Raw genomic sequence first — 14720 nt, 5'->3', positions numbered from 1 at the left:
CAGTGATGCGCCCCGCCGCAGGCCTCCAGAACCACCTCGGTCGCGGGAACCTTGCTGAAAAACATCTCAAATTCACTGCGCTTCAGGTTGCGCCGAAGGACCGGCTGTTCCTGGGCATCGACACCATCCAGCGTGAACACATGCTTGGAAATGTCGATCGCAATCCGTTTATACTCCATCTGGGCGGCTCCCGATGTTGGTGTCTGACAACCCAACTATGGCACCCGATGCCGGGGGGCCGTCCACCCTAACAGCGGCATGAAATCTTGACCTTCGGTCAATCTTTCCTGCCCCTCAAGCGCCGGGCGGCTGCATCCGCAGCCTTGGCTAACGCCGCACATGCGGCGCGGCGGCGGTCGCCGCCGATACTAACGGTCAAGAATTTTGACCGTTAGTATAATCCCGATCTCTGTCGGGATTATAGGCCGCTGCTATTAAGCCAACTGCTGCTGGATGGCGGCCGTCTTGATGGCCTTTTGCAGCTTCTCGAAGGCCCGCACCTCGATCTGGCGCACACGTTCACGGCTGATGCCGTAATGCTGCGACAGGTCTTCCAGCGTCGTCGGCTCCTCGCGCAGGCGGCGTTCGACCAGGATATGGCGCTCCCGCTCGTTCAGGCCCTTCATGGCACCGGCCAGCAGGGCCTTGCGCTTGCCCAATTCCTGTTCGTCGCCCAGGCGGATTTCCTGGCTTTCGCGTTCATCGACCAGCCAATCCTGCCATTCCCCTTCGCCGTCGATGCGCAGGGGCGCATTCAGGGAATGGTCACTGGCGGCCAGACGCTGATTCATGGAGACGACGTCGGCTTCCGGCACGTCCAGCGTGGTGGCGATCTTGGTCACCACCTCCGGGGGCAGGTCGCCATCATCGATGGCCTGCATCTGGCCCTTCAGCTTGCGCAGATTGAAGAACAGCTTCTTCTGCGCCGCCGTGGTGCCCATCTTCACCAGCGACCAGCTATGCAGGATATATTCCTGGATGGCGGCGCGGATCCACCACATGGCGTAGGTGGCCAGACGGAAGCCGCGATCGGGCTCGAAGCGCTTGACGGCCTGCATCATGCCGACATTGCCTTCGGAGATCAGTTCGGAGACGGGCAGGCCGTAACCCCGGTACCCCATCGCGATCTTCGCCACGAGGCGCAGATGGCTGGTGACCAGACGGTGGGCGGCCTTGGTATCCTCATGCTCGCGCCAGCTCTTGGCCAGCATGTACTCCTCACCCGGTTCCAGCATGGGGAACTTGCGGATTTCCTGGAGATAGCGGCTGAGGCTGCTTTCCGAGCTGACGACCGGAATAGCGGGAACGGAAGCGGTCATGTTAACCCCCTTGCATAAGGCTGGTTGACACCATCGGCCCAACTGGCACCGACAGCGATGAATAAGTCCTGAACGGACACGGCATGCGCCCGTCCAAAAGAGGCCCGGTCATCATGCGCGGTGGCATTATAGCACCTCCAGCGCATGAATTAAGCCCTTGAAATCATCCGGTAACACAGTTTCGAAGCGCACCTTGGCGCCCGTGGCCGGATGGATGAACTCGATGGCGGCGGCGTGCAGCGCCTGACGCGGAAAGCTTTCCAGCGCCTGTTTGGCCGCCTCTGACAGGCCCCGCGTGCGCCCTTGCCGGACACGGCCATAGACGGGGTCGCCGACCAGCGGATGGCCCACATGGGTCATGTGCACCCGGATCTGGTGGGTGCGGCCCGTCAGCAGCTTGCATTCGATCAGGGCCGCCGCCGGGCCCAGGGCCCGGATGGTGGTGTAGCGGGTGATTGCCACCTTGCCGCCCCGGTCCAGCACGGCCATACGCTTACGGTCCGTGGGATGGCGGCCGATATTGGCGTTGATCTCTCCGCTGCGCGGGTTGGGCACGGCCCAGACAACCGCCTGATAGGTACGCGACAGAGAGCGGTCGGCGAATTGCGCCGAGAGCGCCTGATGGGCGCGGTCGGTCTTGGCCACCACCATCAGGCCGCTTGTGTCCTTGTCCAGCCGGTGGACGATGCCGGGCCGGCGTACGCCGCCAATACCCGACAGCCGGTCACCGCAATGATGCAGCAGGGCGTTCACCAGCGTGCCGTCGGGATTGCCGGCCGCCGGATGCACCACCATGCCCGCCGGCTTGTCGATGACCAGCAGGTCCTCATCCTCATGGAGGATCGACAGCGGGATGTCCTGCGCCACCGGCAGGGCCGGCGCGCTGGCCGGAACATGCACGCGGTAGGTCTGGCCGGCTTTGACCCGGCGGGACGCGTCGTCTATGGTCTGACCACTTGTGGTGACATGCCCCTGATCGATCAGGGCGCGCAGGCGGGACCGCGACAGGCCGGCAGCGGCCAGCAGATCCGCCAGCGCCTTGTCCAGACGGTCCCCGTCCCTGTCGCCGTCGATGATGGCGTCATGGTCGGCGGGGCCGCCACCCTGGACGGGGGCAGCATCGGCGGCGGGCAGGAATTCCTCGTCGCACAGATCGTCATCCAGGTCGAATTCCAGGCCGGCGGGCGGAATATCCGTCCGGCCGGTGGCCTTCAACTGGGGATTTGCCGAACGTGCAGGCACTGAAGAACATCCTTATCATCGGGGCCGTGATCATCGCGGCCGGTTTCGCGTTCCTGGGCTATGAAGTCTATAAACGCTCCACGGACCCCAATCATCCGCGCACGTTTTCGGCCCGCTTCGGCATGCAGGAAAAGGTTCCTGATGCCGTCCCGCCGGTGCCGCCCGCCCCCCCGGCCCCGGCACCCGTGAAGGCGCCCTTGCCGCAGCAGAGTGTGAGCTTGCCGCCGGGGGCGGTCCTGCTGCCAGGCATCGCGGCGGTGGATGGCCGCATCGCCGTGCAGGTGAAGCTGACCGACGGTCGCACACAGGTGCTGCTGGTCGATCCGGCCACGGGCGAACATGCGGTGCTTGTGACATCCGCGCCGTGATCCTGGTCACAATAGAACCGATTCCAACGGGAAATGGATGTTAAATGAATTTCATGTCCGACAATGTGACGGGGGCGGCGCCGGAAATCCTGGATGCCATCGTCAAGGCCAATGCCGGTACAGCCCCGTCCTATGGCAATGATGACTGGACCAGGCGGCTGACACAGCGCCTGTCGGACCTGTTCGAACGCGACGTCGCCGTCTTTCCCGTGGCCACCGGTACGGCGGCCAATGCCTTGTCACTGGCCGCCCTCACCCCGCCCTGGGGCAGCATCTATTGCCATGCCGAGGCGCATATCCATTGCGACGAGTGCGGTGCGCCGGAAATGTTCACGGACGGGGCGAAGCTGGTCACGCTACCCGGCGACCATGGCAAGCTGACGCCCGACACCCTGTCGGCGGCGCTGGACCGTGTCCATAAGGGTGTTGTGCATGCGGTGCAGCCGGCTTCCCTGTCGCTGAGCCAACTGACCGAATGCGGCACGGCCTACAGCCCGGCAGAGTTGGCAGCCCTGACGGTTGTGGCCCGGCATCACGGGCTGCGGGTGCATATGGATGGCGCGCGGTTCGCCAATGCCGTCGCCTCGCTGGGCTGTTCACCCGCCGACATCACCTGGCGGGCCGGCGTTGATGTCCTGTCCTTCGGCGCCACCAAGAACGGGGCCCTGGGGGCGGAGGCGGTGGTGTTTTTCGACCGCGAGCTGTCGGAGAATTTCGGTTATCGCCGCAAACGCGCGGCGCACCTGTTCTCCAAGATGCGGTTCCTGTCGGCGCAGCTTGAGGCCTATCTGGACGATGGGCTGTGGCTGCGTCTGGCGGGCCATGCCAACCGCATGGCGATGCGGCTGGCCGATGGGCTGGGCAGTCTGCCCGGTGCGCATCTGGTCCACCCCGTCGATGGCAACGAACTGTTCGTGGCCCTGCCGGAACCGGTGATCGCGGGGCTGGAGGCGGCGGGCTTCGGCTTTTACCGCTGGGACGGCCATGTCGTGCGGCTGGTCACCGCCTGGAACAGCGACGAAGCGGCGGTAGATGCGCTGCTGGTGGCCGCGCGGCGCCTGGCGGGGTGACTGGACTCACATTCTGTCCGGAACAATCTTAGTCTCAACCGGGTTCTGCGAGGGAGTGCGTGATGAGAAGCGTTCGCTGGGATATTGCAGTGTCACCGGATATCGATCAATCCGTGCGCTCTTTTCTGGCGTCGCAGGGCAATGGCCGCGAGGCCGACCTGTCCCGTTTCATTGAGGACGCCGTCCGAGCCCATATCCTTGAACTTTCAGCGGAACAGGCAAAGGTCGCCAATGCCAATCTGACAGAAGAACAATTGGCTGATTATGTGGATGAAGCTGTCGATTGGGCACGCTCACGCTGATGCGCGTGATTCTGGATACCAATGTTCTTCTCAGCGCGCTTATTTCCGGCCACGGTGCACCGGATCAGATTTATGGCGCCTGGCGGGCAGCCCGATTTGAACTTGTCACGTCCGAGATGCAGTTGGACGAGGTGCGCCGGGCCAGCAGATATCCAAAGCTGAAGGTCGTTCTACAGCCCCATCGGGTGGGTGCCATGATCAACAACATGCAGCGTGCGCTTGTCCTGACAAAGCTGCCGCCATTGCCGGAAGAGATCGCTGTCGATGATCCCCACGATACGTTTCTGGCGGCGGCAGCCTTGCTTTCCAGTGCCGACTATCTGGTGACGGGTGACCGCCGGGCGGGGTTGCTGCGGCTGGGTCATATCGGGCGCACCTGGATTTTGACGCCGTCACAGTTCTGTGGCACGGCCCTTTGATCCCTCACACCCCCCATCCGCCCAGCGGGTATTCCTGGAGGATGTGATAGGTCGCGCCTGATCGGCCCAGCGTGCTTTCATACAGGCAATAGTGATCGACCGTGAAAGGCCCTGCCTGGAACAGGCCGTTGGCGCCCATGTAGGTTGCCAGCTTGGCCGGCGGCGTGTCGGTCAGGTAGGCCAGTGTGACATGCGGGCTGTATTTGCGCTGTTCCGGCGGTTGGCCCGACCGGACCAGGGCGGATTCGACCTTGGCCTGCAGGTGCAGCAGCGGGTCGCTGTCCGCCACGCCGGCCCAGAGCGCGTGCTGTTTATGGCTGCTGCCGAAACTGCCCAGGCCCGACAGGGTGAGGGGGAAGGCGGGGCTGGTGACGTGGTCCAGCGCCTCATCCACGTCATGGGCCGTGCCCTCGTCGATCTCACCCAGGAAGCGCAGGGTCAGGTGGTAGTTCTCCGGCCGCACCCAGCGGGCGCCGGGCAGGCCCGACGCCATGCTGGACAGCCGCTCCACCACCGATTCCGGCATCGGAATACCGATGAACAGGCGCAGCATCTTGGAACCTCAGGGGCAGGGGTTCGGGTTGGCCGCATGGACGGCGTCGAGCGCCGCCAGCACTTCGTCCGACAGGCTCAGGGAGCCGGCATCGATGGCGATCTTGAGATGATCCATGGTGGTGGCGCCAATGATCGTGCTGGTCACGAAGGAGCGGGACACGACAAAGGCGATCGCCATGGCGGCGGGGTCCAGTCCATGGGCCTGGGCGATGGCCAGGTAATCGCGGGTGGCCGCATCGCCACGCGCCATATCATACCGCGACTTGCGATGATCGAGAGCCCGGCGGGTGCCCGCCGGTACGGCGCCGTCCAGATATTTTCCCGTCAGGGTGCCGGCGGCCAGGGGGGAGTAGGCCAGCATCGACACATCCTCGCGCAGCGCCACCTCCGACAGGCCCATTTCGAACGTGCGGTTCAGCAGGGAGTAGGGGTTCTGGATGCTGGCGATACGGGGCAGGCCCAGATGGTTGGCCGCCGCGACATAGCGCATGGTACCCCAGGGCGTTTCGTTCGACACGCCGACATGGCGCACCTTGCCCGCCTGGATCAGGTCGGCGAAGACGGCCAACGTCTCCTCGATCGGCACCTCGCCCGGCTGCGCTGCCGGGTGGGCCACGGTGCGGCCGAACCGGTCGGCCTGCCGGTCGGGCCAATGAAGCTGGTACAGATCGATATGGTCGGTGCGCAGGCGGCGGAGGCTGGCGTCCACCGCTTCCGTGATGTTTTTTCGATCGGCCCGCGCCTTGCCGCCGCGCAGGTAATCCATGCCCGATCCGTCACCCACCACCTTGCTGGCCAGCAGCACCTCGTTGCGCCGTCCGGTGCGGGCGAACCAGTCGCCGATGATTTCTTCCGTCCGTCCATAGGTGGCGGGGGTGGGTGGGGCGGAATACATCTCCGCCGTGTCCCAGAAGAACAGGCCATGGTCCAGCGCCATGTCCATCTGGGCGAAAGCGTCGTCCGGCGTGTTCTGGCGGCCCCAGGTCATGGTGCCGAGGCAGAGGGCAGGAACCTGAAGGTCGGTACGGCCAAGGCGGCGAAGTGTCATGATATGATCCCGATTGCGGAACTTTGGGCGCCAAGATGGGCTTTGCCAGCCGCCGCGCCAAGCATGATTTGTGATATTGGCCCGAACAAACCAAGTACGCTATGATGTGGCGTCATGGACGGATCGGCGGTGGGGGATGGTATGGGCCATGCGGATCGCGGCGGTGGAATCACCCGCCGGCAGGTGATGGCGGCGACCGGTTCGGCCCTGCTTCTGGCCGGTGGTCCGGCCGGTGCAACGGAGGCAAAGCCCATGTATGGATTGATCGGCCGCATGATCGCGGCACCCGGCAAGCGCGATGAACTGGCGGCGATCCTGATGGAGGGCACGGGGGCCATGCCCGGCTGCCTGTCCTATATCATCGCCGCCGATCCGACCCAGCCGGACGCGATCTGGATCACGGAGGCCTGGGACGGCAAGGACAGCCACGCGGCCAGCCTGAAACTGCCGGCGGTACAGGCCGCCATCGCCAGGGCCCGCCCCCTGATCGCCGGTTTCGACAGCAGGTCGGAGACGGTGCCGCTGGGCGGGTACGGGCTGGTGAAGGCGGGGTGACGCCGCCGATCACCCGAAGAAATGCTGATAGGCGAGATCGGCCCTCACCTCATACTCATTCTCGAATGTCAGGACACGCCGGGCCCAGTCCTTCTGGCTGTCCAGCACCTTCTTGAAGAAGGGATCGACGGATTTGGCGGCGATCACCTTATCCCAGGCGGCCAACTGGGCCGACAGCACGCTGTCGGGCGTTTTCACGACCTTGACGCCGCTGGCTTTCAGCGCCTCCAGATCGCGGGAATAACGGTCCATCGCCTTCCATGACATGTCGGCCGAACAGCTTTCGGCAGCCACACGCAGGATCGTCTGCAACTCACTCGGCAGGCTGTCGAATTTGGTGCGGTTGAAGATGATCTCGAACATCTCCGCCGACTGGTGGTAGCTGCCGACCATGTAGGTCTTGGCCACATCCTGGAAGCCCAGGGCCTTGTCGGAGGAGGGGTTGTTGAACTCCGCCCCGTCCAGCAGGCCGCGATCCAGGGCCGGCACGACGTCGCCTGCCCCCATGATGGTGACGGCCACCCCCATTTCCCGGCCAAGATCGGCGGCCAGGCCCACGGTGCGATACCGCAGGCCGCGCAGATCGTCCGGGCCGGTGATTTCCCGGTTGAACCAGCCCAGCGGCTGGCTGGGCATGGGGCCGGTCAGAAAGCCGACAAGGTTCAGCTTCAGCACCTGCTGCACCAGCTCGTCATACAGGGCCTGCCCGCCGCCATATTTGATCCAGCCCAGCATATGGTTGGCCTTCCAGCCCAGGGCGGGCGGCGTGCCGAACAGGGAGAAGGCCGGGTTCTTGCCGTACCAATAGGCGGTGACGCCGTGCCCGCCATCCAGGCCACCCGATGCCACCGCGTCCTGCAATTGCAGCGGCCCCACCACCGCGCCCGATGGCAGCATGTCAAGTCGCAGACGACCGCCGGCCAGAGCATTCACGGTCCTTGCATAGTCACCGGCAAATTCATGGAAGATGTCACGGGCGGGCCAGGTGGACTGAAAACGCAGATTGACGGTCTGGGCACGCGAGACATTTGGCGTGGCGATGGTGCCGGCCGCCGTCCCCGCTGCGGCGCCGCCCACCCCGGCCAGAAACCGCCGGCGCGATGCCTGCCCCGGCTGTTCAACCTTTTTGGGTGCGGGGGGCTGGCTGTTCTGGGACATGCGCTGGAAACTCCCGAGTGAAATGCTTGGCTGGCCGCCCATCCGGGCGCTGGCGGGCCGAATGGTAAACGCAGAATTAAAACCGTTCAAATTCCGGTGCGTTGCGAAAGTGATTCTCGCGAGCGCACAAATAGTTCGGACCCCGAAGAGCCGGCCTTTGATTGCGACCTGACCGGATGAACCACCCCGAAAGGGCTGGAACGGGTTTCCGCCGCGCGAATTTGCCCAACCCGTCGTACGGGTTTTTGTGGTAGGGTCGACTATTGCTTTCGTATGGAGCCTGCTGCCAGTGACCTCGCCCACCGAAACCGGACGCGACAATGCGCGAACCGCCGATTCCAATGCCGGAACGGCCGCTGAAAAGATCCAGTACTCCACCATGATCCCCTTCATCCTGGTCCATGTCGCCTGTCTGGGCGCCATCTGGACGGGTGTGGCGTGGCAGGATGTGGTGCTGGCCCTGGTGCTGTATGGCGCCCGCATGTTCGGCATCACCGGCGGTTACCATCGCTATTTCTCGCACCGGTCCTACAAGACGGGTCGCGTCATGCAGTTCCTGCTGGCCTTTCTGGCGCAAAGCTCGGCCCAGCGCGGCGCCCTGTGGTGGGCCGCCACGCACCGTCATCACCACAAATATTCCGACACCGAACATGACGTGCATTCGCCGCGTCACAAGGGCTTCTTCTATTCGCACATGGGCTGGATCTTCACGGAGAAGCACAATGGTGCGGATTACAAGACCATCGGCGACCTGACCAAGTTCCCCGAACTGGTCTGGCTGGACAAGTATTACTATTTGCCGCCGGTGGTGCTGGGCTTCGCGACCTGGGCGCTGTTCGGCTGGGGTGGTCTGGTCGTCGGCTTCCTGTGGAGCACGGTGGCGCTTTACCACGCCACCTTCTGCATCAATTCCCTGGCCCATGTCATGGGCCGCCCCCGCTATCTGACGGGTGATGACAGCCGCAACAACTGGGCGCTGGCCATCGCGACGATGGGGGAGGGATGGCACAACAACCACCATCATTACCAGTCCGCCGCCCGCCAGGGCTTCCGCTGGTGGGAGGTCGACACCTCCTACTATATCATCAAGGCCCTGCACGCCGTGGGCCTGGTCTGGGACGTGCATGAGCCGCCGGCATCGGTGGTGCGCAATGAACAGCGTCTGGGCACCAAGGTGATCGAGGCGGCGGCCGCGCAACTGGCCGCCAGCTTCCAGGTGGACAAGCTGACCCAGCAGGTGCGGGAGGCTCTGGCCCACACGCCCACGCTGGCGGAGATCGAGGAACGCGTGCGCCAGGCACGAGAGAATGCCAAGATCCGGGTGGAGGCGCTGGTCGCCAATATCCATCTGCCGCACCTGCCCACGACGGACGAACTGCGCCAGCGTGCCAGCAACATGTTCGTGCGCACCCCCAGCATGGATGACATTGTGGAACGCGCCCGCCAGATCCTGGTGGCCAATGTCTGCACGCGTCTGGTCGCCGTTCCGGCCTGACCCCTTGTACCAACAGCCGTGGGAAAGCAGGGCTGTTGGATGGGCACTCATCCTGCGATGTATGCCTGCAGGGGGCATTGCTTATTCCCCCTGATGCTGCGCCGGCCGGTACTTGCGTTACCGGCTGGCGTCAAGGTTCCCTTGAAAGCCCGCATATCCGCCCCGTTGAATTGCCACGGGCTTTCCCCTTCCCCTTGCCGGGGCGGGACGCTAAGTTACGCGTAGGGGCGCCTACAGATGATATGGATTTATGAGCATGACCCGTTTCACAACCAGCCTGTTGCTGTCCGCGGCGCTTATCGCTGCGCCGGCAACCGCCTTTGCCCAGCAGGCTCCGGCGGCCCCGGCTAGCCCGGCGGCTGCGGCGGCCCCTGACGCACCGCGCGTCACCGGTGCCGCTGCCGGTGCCAGCAAGGCTTCCTTCTTCGCTTCCGGCAACCTGATCCCGCTGGCCGGTGTTGCCGCCGTCGCGGCCGCTGGCGTGATCGCCGCCACGGTGGGCGGTGGTGACGACGAAAGCGGCCCGCCGACCAGCACGGCCACCACGACGGCTACAACTGCGACCAGCACCCGCTAATCCGCTGGTTCGGTTTTTTTCAGAAACCCCGCCATCCCTGGATGGCGGGGTTTTCTTCTTTTGAAGCGCCCCGGTTGGAAGAACACCATGGAACAGACCGACGATCTTGAGATTTTCGTGGTGACGACTCCGGGTCTGGAACCGTCCCTGTGTGCCGAAATGCAGGAGAAGGGTTTCGCCAATCCGACGCCTGCCAAGGGCGGCGTGACCACGCGCGGTCCCTGGCGCGAGGTCTGGCGTGCCAATCTGGAACTGCGCGGCGGGGCACGGGTGCTAGCCCGCATCGGGTCCTTCCGCGCCATGCATCTGGCCCAGCTTGACAAGCGTGCCCGCAAGTTCCCTTGGGCCCAGGTGCTGCGCGCCGATGTGCCGGTGCGGGTGGAGGCCAGTTGCAACAAGTCGCGCATCTATCATGCCGGTGCCGCCGCCCAGCGTATCGCCAAGGCCATCGCCGAGGAACTGGGTGCCCCCGTCACCAAGGATGCCGAACTGGTGGTGAAGGCGCGCATTGATGACGATCTCTGCACCTTCTCCATCGACACATCGGGAGAGGGGTTGCACAAGCGCGGTTACAAGGAGGCGGTGAACAAGGCGCCGATGCGGGAAAACCTGGCGGCCATGTTCCTGCGCCAATGTGGCTATGCCGGCACCGAACCCGTGGTCGACCCGATGTGCGGATCGGGCACCTTTGTCATCGAAGCCGCCTGCATCGCCGCCGGGCTGCCCGCCGGCCTGGGCCGGTCCTTCGCCTTCCAGCAACTGGCCAGCTTCGATCCCGCAGCCTGGGCCGCCCTGTGCGGGGCCGGTGCCGCAGCCGATACGCCGCTGCGCTTCTATGGCAGCGACCGCGATGCCGGGGCCGTCAAGATGAGCCAGGCGAATGCGGAACGGGCCGGCGTGGGGGGCATCACCACCTTCCGCGCCCATGCGATCAGTGACCTGGAACCGCCGGAAGGTCCGCCGGGTCTGGTCATCGTGAACCCGCCCTATGGCGGGCGTATCGGCGACACGCGACAGCTTTATGGTCTCTACGGCGCCTTCGGCAAGGTGATGCTGAACCGGTTCCGGGGCTGGCGTGTGGGCATGATCACCAACGAGGCGGCGTTGGCCAAGGTGACGGAACTGCCCTTCCTGCCCACCTTGGCGCCCATTTCCCATGGCGGGCTGCCGGTGACGCTGTACCGCACGGGTGTGCTGGGCGGCGCTTGACGTATCCTTGCGTCAGGCCAGGGACAGGTACCGCGCGGAATGCAGGTCCAGCGGGTTGTCGGCCCAGCCCTTCAGCTTCGGGCTGACCAGCCGCCGGCTGGACTGACGCATCACCGGGATCATCGGCATGTCGGCCATGGCGATCTTTTCCGCCGCGGCCAGCCGGGCGCGGAAATCCTCCAGCGTCAGGGCCTGGTCGACATCCTCCATGGCCTTGTCCAGGGCCGGGTTGATATAGCCCGGTCCCACCGTGTTGGCGCGCGACCGCAGCAGGTTGAGATATTCCGTCACCAGCCCCACGGCCCAGGTGATGCGCACGATGTCCGGATACGTGTGTTCCTTCATCCGGCTGACGACAATCTTGAACTCCTGGTTCGACAGCGTGGTCTTCACGCCCAGGGTCTGTTGCCACATGGCGGCCACCGCCACGGCCACCTGCCGGTTCAGTTCGTTGGTGTTGTAGAGCAGTTCCAGCGACAGCGGCTTGTCCGGCCCGTATCCGGCCTTGGCGAACAGCGACCTGGCCTTGGCCACGCGTTCCGCCGGGGTCCAATCGGCCCAGTCGGGCTTGGGCGGGGTATAGCCGACCAACCCTTCCGGCGTCATGGCATAGGCCGGCAGTTCCCCACCCTTCGTGATCTTTTCCACGATCACCTTGCGGTCGATGGCCATGGACAGGGCTACGCACAGGTCGGGATTGTCCTTCCACGGCGCCTTGGTCAGGTTGGGGATCAGGAAAAAGGTGCTGGCGCGATAGGCCAGACGCAGACTGTCGGCCAGATTGGCGCGGGCCCAGTCCAACTGTGTCGGCGGCACTTCCTTGGTCACCACCAGCTCACCGGCGCGAAACCGCTTCAGCTCCGTCTGCAGGTCCTCTGTCACGTGATAATTGGCGCCGGCCACGGCCACGGACTTGGCGCCGTGGTAATGCGGGTTGACGGCCAGGGCATAATGGCTTTGCGGCACGGCCCCGGTCAGCATGAAGGGGCCGTTGCCGACCAGCTTGCCCGGCTGGGCAAACCCATCGCCATGCCGGGCCACCGAGGCGCGGTGCAGCGGCGACAGGATCCAGTAGGCCGTGTAAACGGTCAGGTCGGGCTTGGGATGTTCCAGCCTCACCTTCAAGGTGCGGTCATCCACCGCCTCCACCCCCAGGGTCGCGGGGTCCTTGCCATTCTGCAGGATGGGCAGGGCATTCTTGATGGGGGCGATCCATTCCGGCAGGCCCAGCAGGGTGGTGGGCGTCACGGCCCGGCGCCAGGCGAAGACGAAGTCGGCGGCGGTGACGGCGCTGCCATCCGACCATTTGGCATCGGGGCGCAGATGGAAGGTCCAGGTCAGGCCATCGGCGCTGGTTTCCCAGCGTTCGGCCACGCCGGGCACGATGGCGCCGTCGGCGGCGAAGGTGGTCAGCCCCTCCCACAATTCGATGAAAAGCTGTCCGGCCACGATGGTGGTGGATTTATGCGGGTCCAGCGTATCGACATCCGGCCCCAGGCCGATATCCAGCACCTGCTTGCCCTGCGCCATCCCGGCGGGGCTGGTGAGCAGGGGAAGGGCGGCACCGGCCGCCAGGACGCTTCGCCGTGTAATTCCACGCATGATCAAGCACTTGATCCTTTCCATTCCGGGCTGGGGGAGACTGGACCGTTGCCGCCCGCCTGTCGAGATACTATAGCACCGGTCTACCCTTTTCCCGCCCCTGCAGCGCCCTTGGCCCGCCACAAAGCGGGAACAAGGATAATGTCCAGGTCGGAATGTTCCGGCCACGCAATCGGGAGCGGCCCCCGGATACGGAACGGGTGCCGGATTGGGGATGAAGCGCTGGTTGGCCATGATGGCCGCGATGGTGACTTTCGGCACGGCGTCCGCCGTGCAGGCCGGGTCGGTGACGCTGTTTTCCGAGACCCATTTCCGGGGCGACCGGATCACCATCCATGACAATGTCGATTCGCTGGCCAAGCTGCCCCCCTGGAACGATCGCGCGCGGTCGCTGATCGTCAATCGGGGCACCTGGGAAATCTGCAAGGACAAGAAATACGACCACTGCCGCACCCTGGTCGATGGTGCCCGCGTCGCTGATGTGGCGGAGGTGAAAAACCTGCGCGGCGGCGTCAGTTCGCTGCGCGAGATCGGGCGGCGGGATGATCGCGACTGGGACGGGGGCCGGGATAATTGGGGTTGGCAGCCGCCGCGCCGTCGGGACGATGATATCATCTGGAATGGCGGCGGCGGTGGCGGCTGGTCGGGCGACCGTGTCACCAGCCAGCCACAGAATGGCTGCCAGACCCTGGTCGAATGGGCCTTCACCCAGCGCTACGGCTATCGCGGTCGCACCCAGTTCGCGGGCGACGGCGTGGAAGGCACCATCTGGTGGGAAGGCGAGCCCTGGCGCTATCGCTGTGCGGGCGGCCAGACCAACATCTGGAAGTGATACATTCCGTCCCGTTGCCGGGGCCGGCCACCCTCGGGTAGGCTGGCCCCGTTTTTCATCTGGGATCAGGCATCATGACCATCCGCCCTCGCCGCTCCGCCCTTTATATGCCGGGCGCCAATGCCCGCGCCCTGGACAAGGCCCGCTCGCTGCCGGCCGATGTCCTGATCCTGGACCTGGAGGATGCCGTCGCCCCCGATGCCAAGGAACAGGCCCGCGCCCAGGTGGTGGTGGCGGTGCATGAGGGGGGCTATGGCAGCCGGGAACTGGTGATCCGGGTCAACGGGCTGGACACCCCCTGGGGCCATGCCGATCTGGCGGCCGCCGCGACCTCCGGCGCTGATGCCGTCCTGATCTGCAAGGTGGACAGCGCGGAGGGTGTGCGTCAGGCCGACCGGGTGCTGCGCGCGGCCGGCGCGCCGGAGAGCCTGCGCCTCTGGGTGATGATGGAAACGCCGCGCGCCATGCTGGCGGCTGGTGACATTGCCGGGGCGTGCCCGCGCATGGAATGTCTGGTCATGGGCACGTCGGACCTGACCAAGGATTTGAACGCGCTGGCCACCCGCGACCGGTTGCCCATGGTGACCAGCCTGGGCCTGTGCATGCTGGCCGCCCGTGCCTATGGCCTGACCGCCATCGACGGGGTGCATGTCGATCTGGACGATGCCGAAGGGCTGGCGGCAGCCTGCCGCCAGGGCCGCGAACTGGGGTTTGATGGCAAGACCCTGATCCATCCCAAGCAGCTTGACGCCGCCAATGAGGCATTTGCCCCGTCAGTGGAAGAAGTCACCCGCGCCCGGCGCATCATCGCGGCGCATGCGGAAGCCGTGGCGGCCGGCAAGGGCATCACCCTGGTCGATGGCAAGCTGATTGAGGCGCTGCATGTGGAAACAGCGCGTCGGGTCGTGGCGCTGGCCGAGGTGGTGGGCGTGGGGTGAACGAGGGGGCTGCACAAACTCCCATATCGCC

At 65.0% G+C, this 14720-nt stretch carries 16 protein-coding genes; 10 read left to right on the top strand and 6 right to left on the bottom strand.

All coding sequences use genetic code 11. From position 1 onward, the window contains the following. Window positions 1-434 precede the first annotated feature (434 nt). Both rpoH and KBA48_RS21365 read right to left on the bottom strand, forming a co-directional pair. Complete coding sequence (rpoH, locus tag KBA48_RS21370; protein ID WP_292910159.1) at window positions 435-1319, bottom strand: RNA polymerase sigma factor RpoH; 885 nt, start codon at window positions 1317-1319, stop codon at window positions 435-437. Between the two features lie 126 nt (window positions 1320-1445). Continuing rightward, entirely contained in the window at window positions 1446-2396 is a 951-nt protein-coding gene (locus KBA48_RS21365; protein ID WP_292910165.1) for an RluA family pseudouridine synthase, read from the bottom strand. Between the two features lie 155 nt (window positions 2397-2551). On the opposite strand from KBA48_RS21365, the gene KBA48_RS21360 reads away from it, so the two are divergent. The 4 genes from KBA48_RS21360 to KBA48_RS21345 all read left to right on the top strand — a co-directional run bounded on the left by KBA48_RS21360 (window position 2552) and on the right by KBA48_RS21345 (window position 4720). Continuing rightward, on the top strand, window positions 2552-2929 hold the full coding sequence (locus KBA48_RS21360; RefSeq protein ID WP_292910157.1) for a hypothetical protein: 378 nt from the start codon (window positions 2552-2554) through the stop codon (window positions 2927-2929). Between the two features lie 44 nt (window positions 2930-2973). Further along, on the top strand, window positions 2974-3999 hold the full coding sequence (locus KBA48_RS21355; protein WP_292910155.1) for a low specificity L-threonine aldolase: 1026 nt from the start codon (window positions 2974-2976) through the stop codon (window positions 3997-3999). Window positions 4000-4061: 62 nt separating this feature from the next. Next, the gene (locus KBA48_RS21350; RefSeq protein ID WP_292910153.1) at window positions 4062-4301 is read left to right on the top strand and encodes a ribbon-helix-helix domain-containing protein; all 240 of its coding nucleotides are present in this window, start codon (window positions 4062-4064) and stop codon (window positions 4299-4301) included. Next, a complete protein-coding gene (locus tag KBA48_RS21345) occupies window positions 4301-4720 on the top strand; it encodes a putative toxin-antitoxin system toxin component, PIN family (RefSeq protein ID WP_367273860.1) in 420 nt (139 codons plus the stop codon). The genes KBA48_RS21350 and KBA48_RS21345 overlap by 1 nt, the downstream gene beginning before the upstream one ends. 4 nt (window positions 4721-4724) lie before the next feature. Here KBA48_RS21345 and thpR read toward each other — a convergent pair whose 3' ends face one another. Beyond that, the gene (thpR, locus tag KBA48_RS21340; RefSeq protein ID WP_292910149.1) at window positions 4725-5273 is read right to left on the bottom strand and encodes an RNA 2',3'-cyclic phosphodiesterase; all 549 of its coding nucleotides are present in this window, start codon (window positions 5271-5273) and stop codon (window positions 4725-4727) included. Between the two features lie 9 nt (window positions 5274-5282). After that, window positions 5283-6323 carry an aldo/keto reductase gene (locus tag KBA48_RS21335; protein ID WP_292910147.1) on the bottom strand — a complete coding sequence of 347 codons (1041 nt, stop codon included), beginning with the start codon at window positions 6321-6323 and terminating at the stop codon, window positions 5283-5285. Between the two features lie 114 nt (window positions 6324-6437). Between KBA48_RS21335 and KBA48_RS21330 the strand changes: the two genes are divergently transcribed. Continuing rightward, on the top strand, window positions 6438-6878 hold the full coding sequence (locus tag KBA48_RS21330) for a putative quinol monooxygenase (protein ID WP_292910145.1): 441 nt from the start codon (window positions 6438-6440) through the stop codon (window positions 6876-6878). Window positions 6879-6887: 9 nt separating this feature from the next. On the opposite strand, the gene KBA48_RS21325 is transcribed toward KBA48_RS21330, so the two are convergent. Beyond that, window positions 6888-8036, bottom strand: a complete 1149-nt coding sequence (locus tag KBA48_RS21325) for a TRAP transporter substrate-binding protein (RefSeq protein WP_292910143.1) — start codon at window positions 8034-8036, stop codon at window positions 6888-6890. Between the two features lie 289 nt (window positions 8037-8325). On the opposite strand from KBA48_RS21325, the gene KBA48_RS21320 reads away from it, so the two are divergent. The 3 genes from KBA48_RS21320 (at window position 8326) to KBA48_RS21310 (ending at window position 11317) form a co-directional block, all read left to right on the top strand. Beyond that, on the top strand, window positions 8326-9531 hold the full coding sequence (locus KBA48_RS21320; RefSeq protein ID WP_292910141.1) for an acyl-CoA desaturase: 1206 nt from the start codon (window positions 8326-8328) through the stop codon (window positions 9529-9531). Between the two features lie 256 nt (window positions 9532-9787). Next, window positions 9788-10108 (top strand): hypothetical protein, encoded by a 321-nt coding sequence (locus KBA48_RS21315; protein ID WP_292910139.1) that lies wholly within the window; start codon window positions 9788-9790, stop codon window positions 10106-10108. A gap of 87 nt (window positions 10109-10195) precedes the next feature. Next, complete coding sequence (locus KBA48_RS21310) at window positions 10196-11317, top strand: class I SAM-dependent RNA methyltransferase (RefSeq protein ID WP_292910137.1); 1122 nt, start codon at window positions 10196-10198, stop codon at window positions 11315-11317. Between the two features lie 12 nt (window positions 11318-11329). Here KBA48_RS21310 and KBA48_RS21305 read toward each other — a convergent pair whose 3' ends face one another. Beyond that, a complete protein-coding gene (locus KBA48_RS21305) occupies window positions 11330-12919 on the bottom strand; it encodes an ABC transporter substrate-binding protein (protein ID WP_292910163.1) in 1590 nt (529 codons plus the stop codon). A 214-nt stretch (window positions 12920-13133) separates the two neighbouring features. Between KBA48_RS21305 and KBA48_RS21300 the strand changes: the two genes are divergently transcribed. Beyond that, on the top strand, window positions 13134-13751 hold the full coding sequence (locus tag KBA48_RS21300; RefSeq protein ID WP_292910135.1) for a beta/gamma crystallin-related protein: 618 nt from the start codon (window positions 13134-13136) through the stop codon (window positions 13749-13751). Window positions 13752-13825: 74 nt separating this feature from the next. After that, complete coding sequence (locus tag KBA48_RS21295) at window positions 13826-14689, top strand: CoA ester lyase (RefSeq protein ID WP_292910133.1); 864 nt, start codon at window positions 13826-13828, stop codon at window positions 14687-14689. Window positions 14690-14720: the final 31 nt, after the last annotated feature.

Source organism: Niveispirillum sp., from assembly GCF_017996735.1.
Lineage (GTDB): Bacteria > Pseudomonadota > Alphaproteobacteria > Azospirillales > Azospirillaceae > Niveispirillum.
The sequence above is the reverse complement of the archived record's forward strand: the minus strand, read 5'-3'. Positions and strand labels throughout refer to the sequence as shown.